The following is a 20,254-nucleotide window of genomic DNA, read 5'->3' as shown; positions in this document are numbered from 1 at the left end:
ATGAAACTTCTCAGGATGTTCTTAGGAATCACCGTTGCCCTTCTATCGACAGCGCAACTCGCCCAGGCACAGACCGTAACGGGTGCGATCACCGGAACCGTGACGGACCCTAGCGGGGCCGTCGTCGCCGGGGCCCATGTGACCGCCCATAGTATCGGGACTGGAGTGGACTCCAGCACGACCACGAACGGCAGCGGATTTTATCGAATTGAGTTTCTCCCAATCGGCCGGTATAGCGTCGCCGTCGAAGCGGATGGCTTCAGCAGAACTTCGCTTCCGGCATTCGACCTGGAAGTTCTGCAGACAGCCAATCTGAATGTGAAGCTGGCTGTGGGAAGCTCATCCTCGACGGTCGAAGTCTCCGAGGCTGCAGCCCCGATCCTGAACACGAACGACGCCACCCTTGGCACCACCTTCACGGCGAATGCGATCCAGAATGTTCCACTGAACGGGCTGGATTTCTCGGCGCTCACACTGTATCTTCCCGGCGCTGTCAACACTGCGGGCACCAGCGGAACGACCAGCATTGAGCGGAGTACGTCGTGGCAGGACACCCCCAACGTGAACGGGAACCGTGCGCAATCGAACAACTACACGCTCGATGGCATCGACATGAACGAGACGTTCAACAATGTCATCTCCTACAGCCCGGCACCCGAAGCGCTCGAAGAGATCAAGGTGCTGACGGCCAACTCACCCGCCGACTACGGCAACGTCAATGGCGGCGGCATCGTCAGCGTTCTCAAGAGCGGCACAAACAGGTTTCATGGTTCGGCCTACGGCTACGTCCAGGACTACCGGATCAACGCCAACTCCTGGACCAACAACAATCAGGGGATTCCAATCAATCCCTTCTCGCAGTCGCAGTTCGGCGGTTCGTTCGGTGGTCCGATCTTGCATGACAAGCTGTTTTTCTTCGTTGACTACCTCGGAGCGCGTTATCACAAGGGCGGCGTGCAGTCTGTGAGCGTGCTCTCCGCGGCGATGCGGAATGGAGATTTCTCAGCTCTGCTGTCCGGTTCCAATCCGATCCAGCTTTATGACCCAGAGAACAACTTCGCACCCTACGCAGGAAACCTTGGTGTTCCCATCAACAACCCAGTCGCAAAGTATCTGTTCGCCAATACGGCGATCTATCCGCTTCCGAATGCAACACCAACCGATGGCATCATCGCCAACAACTACCAAGGCACGGCCCGGACCTTCAAGGCCAACAACCAGGGCGATATCAAGGTGGAGTACGACCCGGGCAAGAACGATAAGCTTACAGCCTTCTACTCCATGTCCACGGCGTACGACGGAACTGCGGCGGTGCTGGCGATAACCTTTCCCGGGGTGAACCTCTATCCCACGAAGATCATCGGCGGCAACTGGGTGCACATCTTCTCGCCGGCGATCGTCAATTCGGCCCGTCTGGGCTTCACGCGGACTGACTGGAACGTTGGCCTGCCCAGCGATCCAACGGGAACTTTTGGTACATCGGGAGATTCGAAGGTTGGCATCGGCTTCACGGATCAGGCTTATAACGGCTTTACCGGGCAGATCATAAGCGGGGGCGCGACCAGTGTCGGGAACCAGGCACTGAACAACGGCACGATCATCGACAACACCTATAGCTACATCGACAACCTCACCTGGCAACACGGTCTGCACTATCTGAGCATGGGTGTGCAGGCGCTTCGCTATCAGCAGAACTATCCGACCAGCAACAATAGCGGATACCTCGGCAACCTGAACTACACTGGCGCTTTTACCAGCAACGGGGCCGGCAGCGGTGGCTATGGTGCAGCGGACTTTGTCCTTGATCGTGTGCAGTCGGCACAGGCCACGCTTACCAGCAGCAACGTAGGTCAGCGCCAGTGGCGTGCAGCGGGTTACATCAACGATGACTTCAAGTTCCGCCCAAACCTGACCTTCAACATCGGGTTGCGTTATGAGTTCGATCAGCCATGGATTGAGTCGGGGAACAGACAAGGAAACATCGATGTGGCAACCGGTCAGCCGCAGTATGCCGACCATGTGCCAGTTGGCGCACCTGCCGGATCAGGCGTCTGCCCGACCAAGGGCTGTTACAAATCCAATTACCGGCAGATCATGCCGCGAATTGGATTTGCCTACCAGGTCAACGATCGCCTCGTCGTGCGCGGCGGTTACGGCGCAACCAGCTTCTACGAAGGCAACTCATCCAATCAGCGTCTTACTTCGGTGACACCGTTCCTCTCTGCGGTAAACGTCTCGGTGAACTCGCCACAGGTTGGCGCAGTCACGGTAGCTCGCACCGCGGAACAGGGCTTCACTGGGGGTACGACGTCGAGCGCCGGCACCTATGACGTCTATCCGCAGAATATTCAACCCGCCTATGTCCAGGAATGGAGCCTGACCACGGAGTATGCCCTGACTCGTACCACTTCGCTACAGGTAGGTTACGTCGGCGAACAGGGGCAGCACATCGAGGACTACGGCAACCTCAACCAGTACAAGGTCAATGGCGATCCCACCTCCGCTCCGTACTACAACAACCAGTATCTCGGCATCAATGGTTCGGCCGGCGCGCTTGGCGTAGGCTCGAACTCCCTGCTCATCACGGAGTCGCGTGCCATGATGAACTACAACGCGCTGCAGGCGGTCCTGCGTCAGCGTGCCACGCAAGGGTTGGAGTTCACCCTGAACTACACCTACGGCAAGGCCATGACCAATAGCCTTGGAAACTATGGGTTGAACGTGAACGGATATAGCGGCGCGTTCCAGAACTACTACGACAGCTCCGCGGACTACGGTCCAGCCGGATACGATGTAAAACACAACGTCTCGGGTACCGGTGTCTATGCACTCCCTGTCGGCACTGGAAAGAGATTCCTCTCTGGAGCGAACCGATTGCTGGATGAGGCTATCGGCGGGTGGAAGATTGGTGTCGCTGGGGTTGGATACACGGGCTTCCCGGAGACCGTCACTACGGGCCAGACCAACGGTGCCGAAATCACTGGCTCTTCAAACAATTCCAACAGCTACGGCGCGGCTCGGGTAAACCAGCTTCGCAAACTGAAGGTCGTCAATCGGAGCATCAATAACTGGTTCGGCACTGATGCTTCGGCAACGCCCTGCCTCACGGCTGGCGTCGACAATGGAGTCTGTGCCTTCGGTGCTCCGGCAAACAACGTATTTGGAAATTCGAAGAATGGAAGCGTGCGGGGCCCCGGATATCTGAACGTAGATATGTCCGCCTTCAAAGACTTCCGTGTCTACAAGGAGCAGTCGTTGGGCTTCCGCTTCGATGCGTTCAATGCGTTCAACATTGTGAGCTACGGAAATCCGGACACGGTCATCACAGACAGCACCTTTGGCCAGATCGCGAGTCAGGAACAGATCCGGTCCCAGGAGCGGCGGTTCCAGTTCTCCGCAAAATACGCATTCTAGCTACTGCCGGCCGAGCTCTTTTATCTTCGGCTTCGCTGTGAATGTTCAACCTCAACTCTTCAAACAGCCGGGCCTTCGCTGACCAGAATCTTCTCAGCGGAGGCCCGGCCATGAGTGGAATACCGCGACCGGGCAGGCATGCAACTAGAGATCTGTGTTGATTCAGTGGAGTCGGCGATTGCGGCGCAACGTGGGGGTGCACAGCGAGTGGAGTTGTGCAGCGCACTCTCGGAAGCTGGGCTTACCCCAAGCATCGGCTTGATCCGCGCCGTACGGAAGGCCGTCAACATTGGACTCTACGTAATGATTCGACCGCGCGGAGGCGACTTCCTGTACTCCGAGGAGGAGCTTGAAGTCATGCGCGAGGACATCCTCCAGGCTGCCGAGAGCGATGCTGACGGGGTGGTCTTTGGTCTTCTGACCCGGAGCGGCGATATCGATCTGGAAAGAACGCGGAAGTTGGTCGATCTGGCTCGACCGATGGAAGTTACGTTTCATCGGGCCATCGATATGGCGCGCAATGCGGACGCCGCCCTGGAGGATGTCATTCAAAGCGGCGCGGATCGGCTCTTGACCTCGGGCAGCGCTCAGAGCGCTTTGCTGGGAGCTCCCCGCATAGAACGTATGGTCCGGAAGTCCAGGGGCAGGATAGATATTATGGTCTGCGGCGGAGTGAGAGCCGAAAGTGTTCAGGAGATTGCTTCGAACACAGGTGCAAGTCAATTCCATGCAGCGGTGCGGCAAGAGGTTGGAAGTCTGATGGCGCATCGGCCTGAGTCTCTTCATCTGGGCATGTCGGCCACGGATGACTACTCGCGCAAAGTTGTTCTGATTGACGATGTCGTGAAGTTGCGCACCGCTTTGGACGCATTGGCAGGAGCTGAGCTTTCGCGCTCGGGAGAGTAGTGCCATCGTGAAGCGCCCTGGCCTGATGCAACCTTTGACATCCATGAAATGCAGCCCTATCCACGGACCAGGGTCAATCAAGTCGAGCAGAACAGTTCCGGGATTTGAGTGCAGCCCGTCGCCTGCCTGAGGCCCTTGGAGTACATGACCGGCCGTGCTGTGTGATACCCCTGGACGATCTCGAATCCTTCATGAAGCGCAACTTCGTATTCGTCTACCGTCTCGATCTTTTCCGCGATGAGGCGAACCGGCCTGCCTCCCAGGTAATCCAGGATCTGTCTGCGTGCCTGGCTGTCTGAGAGGCGGAAGTCAACCTTAATGTAATCGGCCAGATCCACGAGTGCCCCAATCCGGCAGTTAAGTTGAAAATCGTCCAGCGCAATCTGATAGCCAAGAGACTTGAGATGCCGGCATGCGGCGATGACCTCTTCGTCGGGTTCGACGGTCTCGAGAACTTCGATGACAACCGGAGTTGCGAGGCGTTCCAGGAGACCAGCCACCAGCACCTGACGCGGACAGTTCAAGAAGATTGGGCGCCCGTCGGCGAGCTTGTGCAGCTCCGGAAAGCTCCAGTTTTTCATGATGGACTGCGTCGCATGATCGGCGTCGCCGGTGAAGCGATTCTCCCGTCCCGAACGGTGCAGGACTTCGTACCCGAAGACCCCTCCGTCGCGACTGAAGAGGGCTTGAAGAGCAACAAAGGAGGGGAGAGCTTTCTCGTGAGAGTGCCCGAACTGCTCTTCAGCCCAATACGCCGCGGTTTTGACCGGCGCGGAAAGGTGAGACCGTCGGGATTGCACATTGAGGGTGTTCATGAGGCCCACGTCCGTCGTCTTGCGAGCGGTGCCGTGAACACGAACGTCCAACCCATGCCGGCAGCTCTGGAGGCGATCCCATCGACAATTGCCGGGGCTGGTCCTAGGAAGATTTCCCTCATTCGTCTCCGCCTTTCGAGTAGCTGTGTGCCAAGCCTCCGCTCTCGCGTTGTATCGAGCCCGATGCAGTCTGTACTGAGCCGGCGGAACTTCCCCGGGGAGGCCCCCCCTGAGGAACCGGAGGTAGGCGGCCATCCGAAGAGCGCATCCTCCTGCCCACCTGTCCCCCTCATCATTCATCTGCGGTCCATATGCCCTGCCGTCGGCGATTGAAGAGACTGGTTCGATAGGATCATGGTCTTCTTCGATAGGATCATGGTCTTCGGTTTACCGGGAATGTTCGAAACTGTATGTTTCCAGGAAAACATCAAGCTGTTCAAAATAAAGCCGTTGCCATGCCCCGAATGGGGGAGTTTGCGGTGCTGAGAGGAAGGTTTGCGGCTCGTGGCGTCTTGAAATCAGGATGCAGAGGTGTCCGCGTGGCCGCGGGCCGGGTCAATCGTGCCTTCGGTTACGGAGATCTGGGCTTCCCGGACTGCCGGCAGCGTTGCCGCTATCGATGGTGAAGATCAGCCCTTAGGATGGAAGTCCTACGCGATGCAGAAAGCTTTGGAAGCGCGGGTCCGAGCGTAACGGATCGAGGCATGGATCGATCTTGAGGTAGGTAAGCCCCTTGTCTCGCGTCGCGAGAGAACTCTCCAAAGCAGAGAACGCCTCATCTTTCTTGCCAAGGCCGGCGTACACGAGCGCTATCTCGTATCTGCCAACGCCGGTCTGCCGGACGCTATCCTGCAGCTTCGAGATGATCTCCAGAGCCTCTGCCGATCTTCCCATCCGCGCGTAGACGTTGCCCATATGTCCGAGAGCGTGGGGAGCCGGACCCAGTTTCTGGAACTGTAGAATCGCCTCGTTGTACATACCTTTCTCGGCGTAGATATCTCCGAGAGGAAACGGAGCCTCAAGCGGCGACTGTGGCAGCGTGGACGCTCGATGCATCTGGGCGAGCGCCTCGTCGTACTGGCGGGCGAAGTAATAGCTAAATGCGGAGTCTATGAAGGCACGGCTGGAGACAGGATCAAGCTGCAAGGCCAGTTTAGACTCGGCAATTGCGTCTTCGAGACGACCTAACCGCTCCTGATGATTGGAATATGCCCAAAGAACTGGCGCAGAGTTGGGATTGAGTTCAAGCGCCCGCTTGAGCTCCTTCTCCTGGGTGTTCCAATCCCAATCGAGATTCATCGCGGCGTTTGCAAGTTCAACGTGCCCCGCCGGAAGAGCATCGTCGAGTTCGATCGCCTTGAGGGCCTCGGCCTTTTGGTGAGAAAAGGCCTCCGCATAGGGCATCCAACCCGCCTCGCCCATCCATCCATAGCTGTTGGCCAGAGCGGCATGGGCCTGTGCATAATTCGGGTCCTCGCCGATCGCCCGCTGGAGGTATCCGATAGCGTCTTTTGGGTCACCACTATTCAAGCGTTCCACAGCCAACAGGTAGTCATCCTGGGCTGCGGGTTCGATCCTGCGGGCGCGGGCGAGTCTCGCCTGCTCCTGAGGCGTGACATTGATGCTGATCTCGTCGGCGATCGCTTGCGCCATCTCGCCCTGCAATGCCAGGACGCTCGTCAGATCACGTACGTAATTTCGTGCCCAAATATGACGATCGGTCTTGGCATCGATCAACTGGGCCGTGATCCTCACCCGATTGCCTTCGCGGAGTACGGATCCTTCCACAACTGCATCGACACCGAGTTCGTGGGCGATCTCCGGCAGTGTCTTTTTCGTATTCTTATAGCTCATCGCCGATGTTCTGGAGATAACACTCAATGCTGAGATCTGGCCCAGATCAGCGATCAGCTCCTCCGTCATGCCATCAGAGAAGTAATCCTGATGGGCATCGCCGGAGAGATTTTGAAGAGGTAGGACCGCGATAGAGTGAATCTCTCCTTTGGAGAGGAACCCCGAGGAGCGCATATGGATCACGACGTAGACCGCGATCAAAGTCAGCGCGAGGCCAGTCAGGAGACCGGCTAAAAGGTGTCGGGAGCGGTGTGTCGGCCTGGCATTGATATGGATATGTGCCGGAGCTTGTTCCCCAGGTGACTCCTCCGAGATGGCGAGCAGCTCTGCGGCCGGAGGAGATGGCTGAGGAACTGGCACTTCATCCAGCTTCTGCGGCTCCTTGCGAGACTCCCAGTAAAAAGTTGGCACATAGGTTCCGGACGGAAGCTCGATCCGGATCGTCCGAGGCTCTTTGGATTGGAGGTAGTACTGAGCCAGCTTCCGCCGGACCTCCGTGGCCTTGACCCGGACCACAGCGTCGTTTGCCGTGTCATAGTCGATGGGTCGACCGAACATCTCGGCCCCGATCATCCGTTCGCGCAGGTTGTCGATACGGCCGGCCAGAGAGTGCTCTACAACGAGCCGCAGGAAATCCTGCGCGCGCTTGCCGCCAGCAAATGTAGAGCTCGAAATCACCTCTTGCAGGTGAGCCCGTATCAAGCCAATGTTGTCTGGATTGAGATCGGCCACTTTCGAATCTGGATCGGGGGTCAACATGGCGCTCTCAATCGATGCCTCAGGGGAGTTTCTCTTCTGCGAGGAGCATCATACTGCGGTTCTGCCGATTTGGCTGCGCTTGACACGCCACCGTCTACTCTTCGTCGCCTGACCGATGTCTTGCACCAGTCGGACTGTTAGTGTAGCGCAACGATCTCCGGGGTTGGATCGTCGCAGACTACCCACGCGGATTGCGGTTGGCCTCTGTCGTGCCATCTAGAGGATGTTGCCAAAAGAATAGTTATGGAACCGGCTCATCGCGTCGAGATCCACGATCTGCGTCACGCCTTTGCATCTTGGTCCATACAAAACGGGGGCGATCTCTACGAACTTGCCACGCTTCTCGGCCATGCAAATAGGCTCTCTACCTCAAAGCAAATACGCGATGTTAGACGTTATTGAATGCCCTTGAGGAGATACGTGGCGGAAGAGGAGGGATTCGAACCCCCGATACCCTTTCAGGTACGCCAGTTTTCAAGACTGGAGCCATCAACCACTCGGCCACTCTTCCGTATCTCAAGTCTAGTCGACCACGCAACGCCCGCCAAGCCTGCCGCGCAAAATATAGCTCTGACTATGTCGCACCATGACCAGCTCCTTTGCTTCCAAATATGATGGGCCACAGCCGTTGCATGTTGGGCCAGAGCCTTTCGCTTCAATTACAGGGCCAGTCAACAGTGATCCTTGCCTTTGCTTCCAGGTAAGCCAAGGCTTCAGCCGTGGCAACCCGCCTCGCCAAAGAAGCGGGGATCTAGCCCCTGTGGTATGCCTTCCCTGATTCAGCGCATGATCTTTCATCCCTCACCGCTCATCAGCCCCACTACCCACAAACAATGCGCCGACAAACCCCTCGAAAGCGTCTAAAGTTCTAGCAGGAACATGGCAACCGCGAACATCCCCACTCCCGAGACCGCCTCACCCAGCCCAGCGTCGGGCCGGGCCGCCCGCATGCGCCGCAGCTCCTTCGAGCGCACCCTCGCCAGCGCCCGCAAAACCATGATGTTCAGCGAGGTCCTCCAGCTCGCCTACGACAGCTTCAAGGCCAGCAAGGTCCGCTTCCTGCTCACCATGCTCGGCATGGTCATCGGCTCGGCCTCCATCGTGCTCGTCGTTACCCTCGGCCTCACCGGCAAGGAGTACGCCCTCAATCTCATCTCCTCCATCGGCCCCAACATGATCGAGATGCAGTACTCCGGCGGCAGCATCGCCGGCCCCGACAACACCACCAACCCCGACTTCATGACCCGCGAAGACATGCTCGCCGTTCAGGAGCAGGTCCCCGGCCTCGCCGCCGCCTCGCCCATGCTCGAGGAGCACGACAACGTCAGCATCGGCGACGGCCTCACCAAGAACGTCATGATCCTCGGCGTCTCGCCTCAATATAAGGATGTCCGCAACTCCGTTGTCGTCGCCGGCCGCTTCTTCGACGAGCAGGACGCCACGGGCCACACCAAGGTCGCCGTCCTCGTCGAACCCCTCGCCATCACCCTCTTCGGCTCAGCCGACAACGCCGTTGGCAAGTCCCTCAGCATCCGCGGCATCCCCTTCATCATCATCGGGGTCTTCCGCGAGCGCATCAACACCTTCGGCCAGTCGGAGATCAGCGAGCAGACCATGCTCATCCCCTACACTGTTGCCCGCTACTTCACCGGCACCGACACCGTCAAAGAGATCTTCTTCTCTACCAAAAGCACCAGCTCCGTAACCACCGCCGCCGCCCAGATACTGAAGATCATCCAGGGCCGCCACCGCGCCTCGTCGGTCTACAAGGCCTTCGTGATGACCCCCGTGCTCGAGCTGATGGGCAAGATCGCCAACATGCTCACCCTGGTTCTCACCCTCGCTGCAGGAGTCACCCTGATCGTCAGCGGCGTCGGCATCATGAACTCCATGCTCGCCAACGTCCAGGCCCGCGTCAAAGAGATCGGCATCCGCAAGGCCCTGGGCGCAACCAGCCGTGAGATCCGCCTCCAGTTCCTCACCGAAGCCGTCTTCCTCTCACTTTCCGGAGGCGTGGTCGGCACCCTGATCGGCCTTGCGATCCCGTTCTCCGTCCGTTTCTTCACGCCCTTCGCGATCCCAGTAGACTGGCTCTCCGCCGTGGTAGCCCTCGCCACCTCGATGATCGTCGGCATCGTCTTCGGCACCCTCCCCGCCAACCGGGCCGCTCGCCTCAACCCCGTCGACACCCTCAAGTACGAGTAACCTCGCCACACAGAGGAGTGACTCCCGTCCGCCGCAAAACACGAGACGCGCGTCCAGGGGATCGGTCTTCAAGAGCGCCGTCACTTCAGATCAATGACTAGGTCTGTTCTCCTCAATTGAGAGCTTCGGCGGATTATTCCGATGAGCCGACTTTCTGTTAGTAGTCCTGGTCAAGGTAAATGCATCTCATCGGCCGTCCGTTCCCGGGGATCACCGTCGATCTGTCTCAAGCCAATCTTGACGACTCGCTCGACATGGCCAGCCGCCGTATAGCGCCACGGATCGACTCCACAGCGCTTCTACCGGCGACCGCGCCAGCAGCCCGCACAGCCCTGCTGAGACGCCATCAAAGCGTGCGATCCCTCGACGCGCCGTTACGCGTCTCCAGAGACCGCCCGCCTTGCAGGACCTCTTGCTACCTCACGGCTGGTACTGCCACATGTCGTTGAGATAACCCGACGTTCCTAGTGAGTCACGTCCGTCTCCGCCGAAGAGCCAGACCTTTGCTGACGAATCGGTCCAGATCATCGCGCCGTGCCGTGATCCGACCGCGTTGGTGGGAGCTGCCGTACCCAGTGTCCCGTAGACGCCAGGTGATCCCCCTGGAACTGCCGGGTTGCTATCGTGCGGAATCGCCTCGCTGCCGCTCATCCACGTCCAGCTTCCCGGATTTCCTTCTGCGCCCGGAGTGTACTTCCAGAGATCGTTCAGATCTCCGTACGTTCCGGCCCAGTCGTAACCCATTCCACCAGACAGCCACAAGTTGCCCGACGCATCGATCCAGTACACCGCGCCAAACCGTGCTCCAGGAGTGTTGGCAGCCGCTGTCGTTCCCAGTATGCCGTAGACGCCAGGCGCACCGCCGTTCGAGGTGTACGGACTCGTGCTGGCCCCAATGACGTTGCTGCCACCCATCCACGTCCACTCGCCCATCGAGCCCAGTCTTGGATTGAACATCCAGAGATCGTTGAGAAATCCCGTCGTTCCAACCGAGTCCTTACCCAGCCCGCCAAAGAGCCACACATTGCCGGACGAATCGATCCAGCTCATGCCATAGCTTCGTCCGCCAGGGAAGTTCGCGGGATCGGCCACCCCAAGCGTCCCGTAAACTCCCGAGGATCCGACGACGATACCCGGAGCGATGCCTTGATTGCTGCTAGTTCCGCCCATCCATGTCCATGCCCCCGCCGTCGCGTTAGCTCCCGGCGTGTACTTCCATAGGTCGTTCAGGTAAGTGTCCCCGTTGATTGAGTCGGCTCCCTCTCCACCGAACAGCCAGAGGTTTCCCGACGCATCGGTCCAGGTGACCCCGCCGTATCGGCCTCCCGGAAGGTTCGCGGGGTCGGCGACGCCCAGCGTCCCGTAGACACCGTTAACACCCGAGAAGTCGCGGGATACATTGTTCCCTCCCATCCACGTCCATTCACCGTTCGTCCCGAGTGTTGGGTCAAACTTCCAGAGATCGTTCTGAAATCCATAGTTCCCCACCGAGTCGATACCATCACCTCCGAAGAGCCAGAGGTTTCCCGAAGCATCCGTCCACCGCATCATCTCATCGCGGCCTCCGGGGACGTTTGTGGGCGAAGGCGTTCCAAGCGTTCCGTAGACTCCAGGTTGACCGGCTGCATATTGGCTGGATATCGGAGGGGCAAGCACATTGCTGCCCGTCACCCACGTCCATTCCCCGCTCGTACCCAGCTTGGGATCAAACTTCCACATGTCGTTGAGCTCTCCATCGGCTCCCTGGGAGTCCGAACCACTTCCACCGAAGAGCCAGAGATTGCCCGAAGCGTCTGTCCAGCTTGCGGATTGATTGCGCCCTGAAGGAATGTTGGCCGCACCCGGTGTGCCGAGCGTGCCATAGACTCCCGGCTGGCCTCCGTTGAAGCCAAGGACATCGCTGCCAGCGACCCACGTCCAGTCGCCCACGCAGACGATATTGACGCTGGAGACATTGGCCGTAGCCGTGCCACTGCCATTCGAAACCGCACAGCTTTCGCCGGCGGGCTGCGTAAACACCGTCACAGAGTACGCGCTATTGCTGGGGAGGGCAGTAGCGAAGGTAAAGTGAGTGGCGTTTGCGTCCACCGTCAGGTTGTCGCCGCCGTTATCTTCGAGGACCAGCCCTGCCTTGCCGAGTCCCGTAATGACGCCATTGATGGTGAACGACTGCGAGCAGACCACGCTCACGTTGGTGACATTGCCGGCAACCGAACCGCTGCCGTTGGTGACCGCGCAGACCTGGCCCGTAGGCTGGGTCAGTACGGTGACCTTGTAGGCGCTGCCCAAGCCAACCGGAGTCGCGAAGACGAAGCTGGTGGAGTTTGCGTTCACCGTCAGGTTGTCCCCGCCTTCATTCTGGAGCACCAGTCCCGATCCGGTAAGTCCGCTGATCGTACCGCCGATGGTGTAAAGCTGTGCGCAGGTGATGCTCACACTTGCAACGTTGGCCGCAGCCGTACCGCTGCCGTTGGACACCGTGCAGACCTCATCGAGGGGCTGGGTAAGCACGGTCACGCTATAGGCTCCGCCGCTGCTTACCGGCGTGGCGAAGCTAAAGCTGGTGGCTCCCTGGCTCACCGTCAGGTTGTTGCCGCCATTGTCCTGCAAGACCAGCCCTGCGCCGTTGAGGCCCACAATCGCTCCTCCGATCGTGTACGTGACGGCCGGTGGAGGTGGTGCCACTTTGCCGCCTGAGCCGCACCCAGTCACAAGCATCGATGCCACAGCGAACAGGCTGGATAGACCGAATCTCATCTCACTTCTCATCTCGTTTATGACCTCTCGCAAAGAATTGGCTCGCAAAGAAAACTGACCGTCCGGTGTTAGCAACTTGTCCGGTGATTGCAATGAAGGCAGTGTGCATCGGGCAGCTCTACTGCACGGTCACCACAACGCTCGCGGTTGTGCTGATCGAGCCGCTGGCAGCCGTGACGGTAACCGTGTAGCTCCCCGCTGGAGTGCCCGGGTTCCCTGGGTTGCCAGGCGTCCCGCCGCCTGAGCCTCCGGAACCAGCGCAGCCCGTGACGCCCAGGAGCCCTGCCGTCAAGACAAGCACGAGCAGGGGAGCCCATCTCCGCCGTCGCGGCACCACAAAGAGAAGCAGGCAGCCAAGTGCGACCCCGCCGGCTCCTCTTCCGAACAGCTTGCCCGCAGGCTCGAGAGCGCCGGTGGCGCCCGTGGTGTTCAGGGTCAACGTAGCAGTCAGTGCCGAGGTCCCCGTGACCGTCGCCGTCGCCGGCACGGAGCACGTCGGAGATTCAGAAGCGGAGCTCGAGACCACACAGCTCAGCTGAACCGTGCCGGTAAATCCTCCCGTCGGGGTGATCGACAGAAGATCCGTCGCCGACTGGCCGGGAGCTGCGATCGACACCGCACCGCTGGCCGCCGACAGACCGAACGCCGGTGCGATAGGGGCAGGCTGCACAGTGAGCGGAAGGGTCAGTGTCTGCTGCAGGACACCGGAGAACGCCGTGACAGCGACACTGTAGGAACCCAGCGGCGTCGTGCTGTCGCTCGTCACCTGGAGCATCGCGTTCGACGCAACCGAGCCTAAGACCACGCTCGCGGGCAGGCTGCAGGCAGGGGCCTTGCCCGAGGGGGGTGTGGGCGTGATCGTGCAGACCAGCTGTACCGTTCCGGTAAAGGATTGGGTCGGAGTAATAGAAAGAGCGTTCGTCACCGACTGTCCCGGCGGGGCGATCGTGAGTGAACTGCTTGCGGCCGCGAGCGTGAAGCTGGGCCCTGCGGTCACCTGGAGTGGAAGCTGCACGGTCTGGCTCTGCTGACCGTTGGTTCCAGTCACCGTGATGGTGTAGCTGCCAACCGGAGTGTCGGCAAAGGCGGCGACCGAGACAGACGACGTCGCAACAGAGCTTCCATAGACAGTGGTGGCCGAAGCCTGGCAGATGGGCGTATGTCCTGTCGACGCAGCGCTCACAGTACAGGCCATGTTGACCTGTCCGGTAAAGCCACCTGCCGGTGTAATCGAGATCGTGGTCAATCCCTGCTGTGAGGCTTCGAGGACGAGAGGCTGGGTCGGTCCGCTCAAGCTGAAGCTGCCAGTCACGCCCGTAAGCGTAACCGTAGCGCCGGCGCTTGACGCCTGGTAGTTCGCGTCGCCCCCATAGCTGATATTGATCGTGTTGGAGCCTGCTGCCAGGTCAGACACCGGGATCTCAAAGGTGAATTGAATCGCCTCTGCCCCGTTCCCCTGGCTCTCGTTATTGAAGCTCGGAGGATAGGTATGGCCGTTGACGGTTGCGGTGACCTTTCCTGTCGGATACTGCGCGATGCTGTCGGTTTGTAGAAGGGCGATCAAGGTCAATGGCGGGTCGACCGGTGTCGCGGTGATGGCGTTAGGGCTCACCGTGAACGAGGTAATTCCTTTGGTGATCGTCAACGTCTGTGGCGCGCTCTTGCTCGGTGCGAAGCTCGCGTCACCCGCATAACTTGCCTGATAGGTGTAGGTTCCCGGCGAGAACGAGGTGGCTGAGATCTGAGCGACCCCAAGACTATTGATCGCGGCTGACAGTGTTGTTCCATTGCTCGAGAAGGCCACGCTGCCCGTAGCCACTCCATCAACGGTCACGTTTCCGTTGGCGTCAGTCTGCGAGTTGTTTCCATAGGGCTGTGCGCTGATGTAAGAGCCGATCCCATACGGCATCGTGCTGACTCCCTCGGTGGTCACAAAGGTGATCGGGTCATACCCGCCGAAGAAGAGCTGCGTCGTGCTGGGCTCGGCGCTGACGGTGACGCTAATGCTGTTGGAGGACTTGCTCCCCGTGTGGGTGGTGTCGCCGGAGTAGTACGCATAAGCGGTGTAGGTGCCGCCGGGCAGATCATTGGTGACGAGATTGCCGGTGCTGTCGCTCTGCAGCACTCCTGTGTCCGAGAAGCTGGCTGCACTCGTGTTGTTCGTGCTGAGCAGACTGAACTGCCCTGTCGCACCGCTCGGTGTCACTGTGGTCGTGAAATAGAGCGGCGTGCCATGCACCACGCTGATCGGCGCGGTGGAGAGCGCTCCGCTCGCTGTGCCAGCGACAAGAGTGTTGCTTGTGCTGGCGAAGCCGGTTGCCCCCCACAAGTTGATGAGCTGCGAGAGATCGACGCTGCCCAGGCCTGACGCCATGTCATAGTACGGATGGGCACCATAGCCGCTGAGAAAGTTCACCGAGTTGCAGCCATCGCAGGAGGGAGGGAAGGTCGTGCAGTCCTGCGAGCCATCCGCGCAGGAGACCGAGTTGTTCCCGATCGCAACGTCGTGAAAGGCCTGCTGATACTTGCCCGGACTGCTTGGGTCGGGGTTATAGTCCTGCGCAAGGTTATAAAGGACCGTATTCGCCTGGCCCAGGCGAGCACCTCCCTGGGACTGAGAGATCACCGCAAGCATGCCGGCGAAAGCAGGTGTCGAAGCCGAGGTGCCTCCGACCCCGCCTACATTCTGGCCATCGATCAGGTGGCCGTTCGAGTCCACTTGGCAATGGACCGCATTGCCACCGATACCATCCGTGATCGAGTCGTCGCAGAAGGCCCAAGTCGCTCCGTAAAACCCATTGGACGAGAGCAGAGATACATCCGGAATGGATCGAACGCCGGTCTGCTGGAACGCTCCTCCCGCGCCGAGCTGGAATGCGGGCTGGGCATAGCCCGTCAAGCTCTGGGAGCAGCCGCCCTGGTCATCGATGGTCCCGGGACATACGGCCACGCTGCTCAAACCACCACCGGCCGCGATGATATTGGTGAAGTTGATCCCCATCCCAACAGGCTCGTTCTGGCCGATGCCATATCCCACCACCGACGAGGAATCGTTCCAGGGGTTCTCCGGGATGTAGCTGAGAGCCGTCGCGTAGTACGGATATTGCCCTGTGCTCGCGGGGTTGACGTACGTCTTGAAGTTGCCGGGCAACTGGTAGAAGTCAGTACCTCCTACCGCGATGTTGTAAGGCGTGGAAGCGAGTCCGCTGACGGAAAGTCCCTGGGTGGCCAACGCCGGCTTATCGGGGGTGTCCCCATCGCAGCTCGCCGAGCCCGAGTCGCCCGTGGACACCGTCACGGTAATTCCCTGTGCCGCCGCCTGCTGCCACAACTCGGCCCAGGCCAGGTTGCCGCCGGGCCCTAAGTCGCGCTCGCATGTACCGTAGCTCGCACTGAGTATGTTGACTCTATTCTCTTCAAGCGCGTGCAGACCGGCCAGGATAAGACCGTCGGACAGGTCGTCCGAAGCGGCATAGTAGTACCGGATCGCGGCGCCCGGCGCGAGACCCCCTGCGATTTCGACGTCGAGCAGCGCCTCGACCGCATTGTTCCCATAGAGGACGCCCGGGTCTATGCCTCCATCGAGGATCTGCTGCGGCAGGTTGCTCGCCGCTCCGGCAGGAAGAAACGCCGTGCGGTAGTTCTGAACATCCGCCACCGCGAGCGCCGAGTACCCCAGAATTCCGATCGTCACTCCGGTTCCATCGAACGTCTGCGTCGCCGCGGGATTGAAGTTCTTGTTGGGTGTGTCGTAGATGATGGACGCATCCGCGGGAGTGACGAACAGGGCGTTCCCATTTGCCTCGGGAACCGTGATCTCGGGTTGCAGGCGGCCAGACGCGGCGTCGTAGCGAGCGGGCGCGCCCAGCACGTGCATCGGCCTGGCGTGAAAGTCGTTCATCGGGGAGACGCCGGCGATGACCGGCGCCAGCGCGGCCGGGACTTCAGGGTCCGTCGCGTTCGAGTAATGCTTCTGCTGGCCGACGCTATAGCTATGGATGCTGGTGTGGAAGGCGCTCGCCAGAGATCCGGCGGTGCCGGAGAAGAGGATCGCGTTGCGCGCTGAGGAGACCTTCTCCACCTTCAGCCCGCTGGCCTGCAGCCATTGCTGCACCGCCGCCAGATCGTTGTCCGAGATGCCGTAGGTCGCGCCGTAACTCGCCGGCGTCATCCAGTGACGATATCCAGCCGCCGCGGGATCTTGCGCATGGCTCAGGAATTGGCTCAGCTGGGCCTGCTGCTCGGCACTTCGGCGCAGCCACAGCACCATCCGGCCAGTCGACATCGAGGCGGGCACTTCGCCGAGATCCACGGCACCTCGACCCATCGGACGCGTCTGTCCTTTCAGCGCAGTACGCTCGTTCGTTACCGGCCCTCGTACGCGATCGTGCACGACGGAGGCAGCGCGATCGTTTTGGGCGAAGAGGGCATTCGATGGCGCAAGGGTGGACGCCGCAAGAAGCACCGCAATCAGACTGAGACGAAGAGAGCGCACACGGACTGGAACAAAGTTCATAGGGTTGATCCTTTGAGGAATGAGTCAGCGCTGCATGATGGGTGAAACATCAACACAAAAACATCAACATAAATCGATTTAGGTTGAAGGGCGGACGGATCATTCGCACTCTGCCAGGGAACCCGCATACATCTGCGGAGGCTATACAGCCGCAAAGTCGCTGGGCTCCCTGCACAGACACTGGGGAGGACTTAGTGCATCGGACGGATGATGACGGCGTATTGAAGCTTGCGCGGAAGCAGCTCCTGGCGCGGAAAATTTCGGACAGACGCCGGGGTCTCTGGACCGGCAGGCGGGAAAGATCTCGAGTGCTTCATGGGGAGCTCCGTGAACAGGCTGCAGCGGTGAAGAGACACATCGCTTTCACCCGTCGAAACACTGAGGGACAAAAGTGACGAGCAGACAGAGTAGCGGCGGGTCCAACGAACTAAAGGACCGGATTGCGGCCCAAGCTTCAAAACTTGTTGCAGCGACAGTGAGACGGGGGACTGACATCAGAGAAACGTTTTGTTGCAGCGAAGTCAACAAAACTTAAACTTAACTCCTTCTTAACCGGTAACCGATTTACTTTCAGCATCTTGCCAGCCCACCCCACGATCTCTTGAGCGCCTTGGGTAACTCCGGGCTGGCAAAATGCTCGCTTTTGCTATGCTGAAAGCACCATTTCATCCAAAGTCTCCCAACCCATCTGCGATGGCTACCGGTTCGACCAGTTCGAAGTTCGGATCAGAGCTGGCCTGCTGCTGCGCGATGGGAAACGCATCAAGATGGAAGAGCTGCCCTTTCAGCTTCTGCTCGTCCTGCTCGAAACACCGGGAGAGATCGTCTCGAAAGAGACGCTTCACCGCCGGCTTTGGGGCGACAGAATCTTCGGGGAACTGGACAATGGACTTCAGGTGGCCACCGGCAAACTACGCGAGGCTCTCGGAGAGAGAGCCGGTACAGCTCGTCATATCGAGACCGTAAGACGTCGCGGCTACAGGTTCATCGGCCAGGTCGAACCGCTTTTTCTCTCCCCGCCCGAAACGCCCGCCGCTCCCGGCGAAGCCTCCGCTGACAGTGCTCCGCCGCCCGGCTCGGAGTCTCCCGCTACGCCAGAGCTAAGAGAAGCGGGACGTCTCAGCCGCTTGCGCTCCAAGCCTGCCTTTGCCATCTCTCTTGTCTCTTTCCTCGTGCTTGCGGTCGCTGCTCTCTTCTTCTATCAGCACCTGCGTAAGCGCTCGGCCATCGGTTCAGCCTTGGTGGTGCTTGCCGGATTCACCAACGAATCGGGCGATGATTCGTATAACGGGCTGGGACTCGCCTTCCAGGTCAAACTCGAAGAATCGCCCTACCTCAACCTCGTATCGGAACAGAAGTTCCTCCGTCAGGTTCCCGAGCCCGCCACGGCGTCGCTCCAGCAGTTGCTGCGAGGATGTACCTCCCTCGGCGGCAAGGTCTTGATCACCGGACAGATTCTGGGCCAGCCCCCAGGCTACGAGATAAGGACCTACGCGCGGAGTTGTTCGAACGGCAGCCTGTTGACCAGCCAGACGGTCAAAGCACAGGGCCGCGACATGGTACTCGCGGCCCTGGATCAGGCGGCCGATGAGATGCGGAAGGACCTCGGTGAGCCCGACGCGTCACGCCAAAGATTCAACATGCCCCTCGCCCAGGCCACGACCTCGTCTCTCGCAGCGCTCCGGGCCTTCACCCTCGGCGAAGAGAAGCGAGCCAACGGTCAGGAGTTTGAGGCGATTCATGACTACAAGCTGGCGATCGACCTCGACCCTCAGTTCGCATTGGCCTATGCCCGCCTCGGCACGATCTACTCGAATGCCGCCGAGACGACTCAAAGCGCCGAGCAGTTCAAAAAGGCCTTCGATCTTCGGGAGCGCACCACCGACCGCGAACGGCTCTATATCGCGGCACACTTCTACTCGATCTCCGGGCAGACCCAGCGAACCATCGAGGCCTATGAGTTGTGGCTCTCTCTCTATAGTCGGGACGACTTGCCAAACAACAACCTCGCCATCGAGTACCTGGACCTCGGCGAACCGGAGAAGGCTTTGGGCTTCGCGCGCACCTCGGCAAAGCTCGACTCGGCATCCTCCCTATCCGAGGCGGTGCTCGCACGCGCGGAGCTCGAGACCGGCGAACAGGCGCAACTGCAGTCGCTCTGCAACGACGTGCAGGGCCGGCAGGGTGACAGCGCCATGCTCCATGAATCCTGCTTTCTCCTCGCCTTTCTGGGCAAGGATGACATCGCCATGCAGAAGCAGATCCAGTGGTCGCGAGGCAAGGCAGCGGAGAGCGAACTGCTCGATGATGTGGCATGGGTCGCGATGTACCAGGGCAAGTTAAGCTCCGGACGAAGCTTGTTCGCCCAGGCCCGTCAGGCCGCCCTGGCCCAGGGCTTCGCCGAACTGGCCGCAACGATCGAGGTAGACGAAGCCCTTCTCGAAGCAGACTTCGGCTATCCGCGCGAAGCACAAACGTTATCCATAGACGCCCTGCGACTTGCGCCGGAGAGTGTCGGCATCCGGGCTTCGGCGGCGCTCGCGCTGGGTCGCAGCGGCAACATCGCACTGGCTGAATTGGAGGCCGCAAAAGCCGCCGCAGAAGCTCCGCTGAACACCATCCTCAACGAGGCGCAGTTGCCATCCATCCATGCCGCCATCCAGCTGCAGAAGCATGCTCCTCAGGCAGCCATCCAGATACTCGAACCCGTCAGGCCTTACGACAAGTGCAGCGCGCTGAATCTGGCCCCCGCTTACTATCGCGGTCTGGCGTTTCAGGCGGCCGGAGATCCCGGCCACGCAGCCGTCGAGTTTCGCAGCGTCCTCGCCCATCATGCGCTTATGCCCGACTCGCCCTATATCCCGCTGGCCGCGCTTCAGTTAGGGAAAGTGCTTCGTCAGCTAGGCGACTCAACAGGCGCTGCCAGCGCCGATCGACAGGTTCAGGACGCCTGGGAGCACGCAGATCCGGGTTTCCTGCCACTCCGAAAATCCCTAAACTCCAAAGAATCTATTCCATAAATTCTGAA

Annotated in this window: 9 protein-coding genes and 1 tRNA gene; 5 read left to right on the top strand and 5 right to left on the bottom strand. The window is 59.8% G+C overall.

What is annotated here, in order from left to right:
• Together OHL18_RS04320 and OHL18_RS23215 are read left to right on the top strand one after the other, a co-directional pair.
• Positions 1–3,414, top strand: coding sequence for a TonB-dependent receptor (locus OHL18_RS04320; protein WP_263373594.1), 3,414 nt, complete (start codon positions 1–3; stop codon positions 3,412–3,414).
• 138 nt (positions 3,415–3,552) lie between these two features.
• Positions 3,553–4,320: a copper homeostasis protein CutC gene (locus tag OHL18_RS23215; RefSeq protein WP_396274227.1), complete on the top strand. Its 768-nt coding sequence runs from the start codon at positions 3,553–3,555 to the stop codon at positions 4,318–4,320.
• A 77-nt stretch (positions 4,321–4,397) separates the two neighbouring features.
• Here OHL18_RS23215 and OHL18_RS04310 read toward each other — a convergent pair whose 3' ends face one another.
• On the bottom strand, positions 4,398–5,186 hold the full coding sequence (locus tag OHL18_RS04310; RefSeq protein WP_263373592.1) for an EAL and HDOD domain-containing protein: 789 nt from the start codon (positions 5,184–5,186) through the stop codon (positions 4,398–4,400).
• Between the two features lie 585 nt (positions 5,187–5,771).
• A complete protein-coding gene (locus OHL18_RS04305; protein WP_263373591.1) occupies positions 5,772–7,748 on the bottom strand; it encodes a TPR end-of-group domain-containing protein in 1,977 nt (658 codons plus the stop codon).
• Between the two features lie 243 nt (positions 7,749–7,991).
• On the opposite strand from OHL18_RS04305, the gene OHL18_RS23210 reads away from it, so the two are divergent.
• Positions 7,992–8,150 carry a tyrosine-type recombinase/integrase gene (locus tag OHL18_RS23210; RefSeq protein WP_396273886.1) on the top strand — a complete coding sequence of 53 codons (159 nt, stop codon included), beginning with the start codon at positions 7,992–7,994 and terminating at the stop codon, positions 8,148–8,150.
• A gap of 19 nt (positions 8,151–8,169) precedes the next feature.
• Here the strand turns inward: OHL18_RS23210 and OHL18_RS04295 are convergent.
• Positions 8,170–8,259 (bottom strand) — tRNA-Ser (locus OHL18_RS04295).
• A 368-nt stretch (positions 8,260–8,627) separates the two neighbouring features.
• On the opposite strand from OHL18_RS04295, the gene OHL18_RS04290 reads away from it, so the two are divergent.
• Positions 8,628–9,953: an ABC transporter permease gene (locus tag OHL18_RS04290; RefSeq protein WP_317890459.1), complete on the top strand. Its 1,326-nt coding sequence runs from the start codon at positions 8,628–8,630 to the stop codon at positions 9,951–9,953.
• Between the two features lie 420 nt (positions 9,954–10,373).
• Here OHL18_RS04290 and OHL18_RS04285 read toward each other — a convergent pair whose 3' ends face one another.
• Together OHL18_RS04285 and OHL18_RS04280 are read right to left on the bottom strand one after the other, a co-directional pair.
• The gene (locus OHL18_RS04285) at positions 10,374–12,710 is read right to left on the bottom strand and encodes a Kelch repeat-containing protein (protein WP_263373589.1); all 2,337 of its coding nucleotides are present in this window, start codon (positions 12,708–12,710) and stop codon (positions 10,374–10,376) included.
• Between the two features lie 118 nt (positions 12,711–12,828).
• On the bottom strand, positions 12,829–17,226 hold the full coding sequence (locus OHL18_RS04280; protein WP_263373588.1) for a protease pro-enzyme activation domain-containing protein: 4,398 nt from the start codon (positions 17,224–17,226) through the stop codon (positions 12,829–12,831).
• Positions 17,227–17,888: 662 nt separating this feature from the next.
• On the opposite strand from OHL18_RS04280, the gene OHL18_RS04275 reads away from it, so the two are divergent.
• A complete protein-coding gene (locus tag OHL18_RS04275; RefSeq protein ID WP_396274225.1) occupies positions 17,889–20,246 on the top strand; it encodes a winged helix-turn-helix domain-containing protein in 2,358 nt (785 codons plus the stop codon).
• Positions 20,247–20,254: the final 8 nt, after the last annotated feature.

Origin of the sequence: Granulicella aggregans (assembly GCF_025685565.1) — a bacterium.
Taxonomy (GTDB): domain Bacteria; phylum Acidobacteriota; class Terriglobia; order Terriglobales; family Acidobacteriaceae; genus Edaphobacter; species Edaphobacter aggregans_B.
Note: the sequence above shows the minus strand (reverse complement) of the source record. Positions and strands in the feature narration are given on the sequence as shown.

What these genes read in the sequence shown, in the direction of transcription:
- OHL18_RS23210 (WP_396273886.1), top strand. Translation starts at nt 7,992, where the DNA reads ATGGAACCGGCTCATCGCGTCGAGATCCACGATCTGCGTCACGCCTTT.
- OHL18_RS23215 (WP_396274227.1), top strand. Translation starts at nt 3,553, where the DNA reads ATGCAACTAGAGATCTGTGTTGATTCAGTGGAGTCGGCGATTGCGGCG.
- OHL18_RS04285 (WP_263373589.1), bottom strand. Translation starts at nt 12,710, where the DNA reads ATGAGATTCGGTCTATCCAGCCTGTTCGCTGTGGCATCGATGCTTGTG.
- OHL18_RS04305 (WP_263373591.1), bottom strand. Translation starts at nt 7,748, where the DNA reads ATGTTGACCCCCGATCCAGATTCGAAAGTGGCCGATCTCAATCCAGAC.
- OHL18_RS04320 (WP_263373594.1), top strand. Translation starts at nt 1, where the DNA reads ATGAAACTTCTCAGGATGTTCTTAGGAATCACCGTTGCCCTTCTATCG.
- OHL18_RS04280 (WP_263373588.1), bottom strand. Translation starts at nt 17,226, where the DNA reads ATGAACTTTGTTCCAGTCCGTGTGCGCTCTCTTCGTCTCAGTCTGATT.
- OHL18_RS04290 (WP_317890459.1), top strand. Translation starts at nt 8,628, where the DNA reads ATGGCAACCGCGAACATCCCCACTCCCGAGACCGCCTCACCCAGCCCA.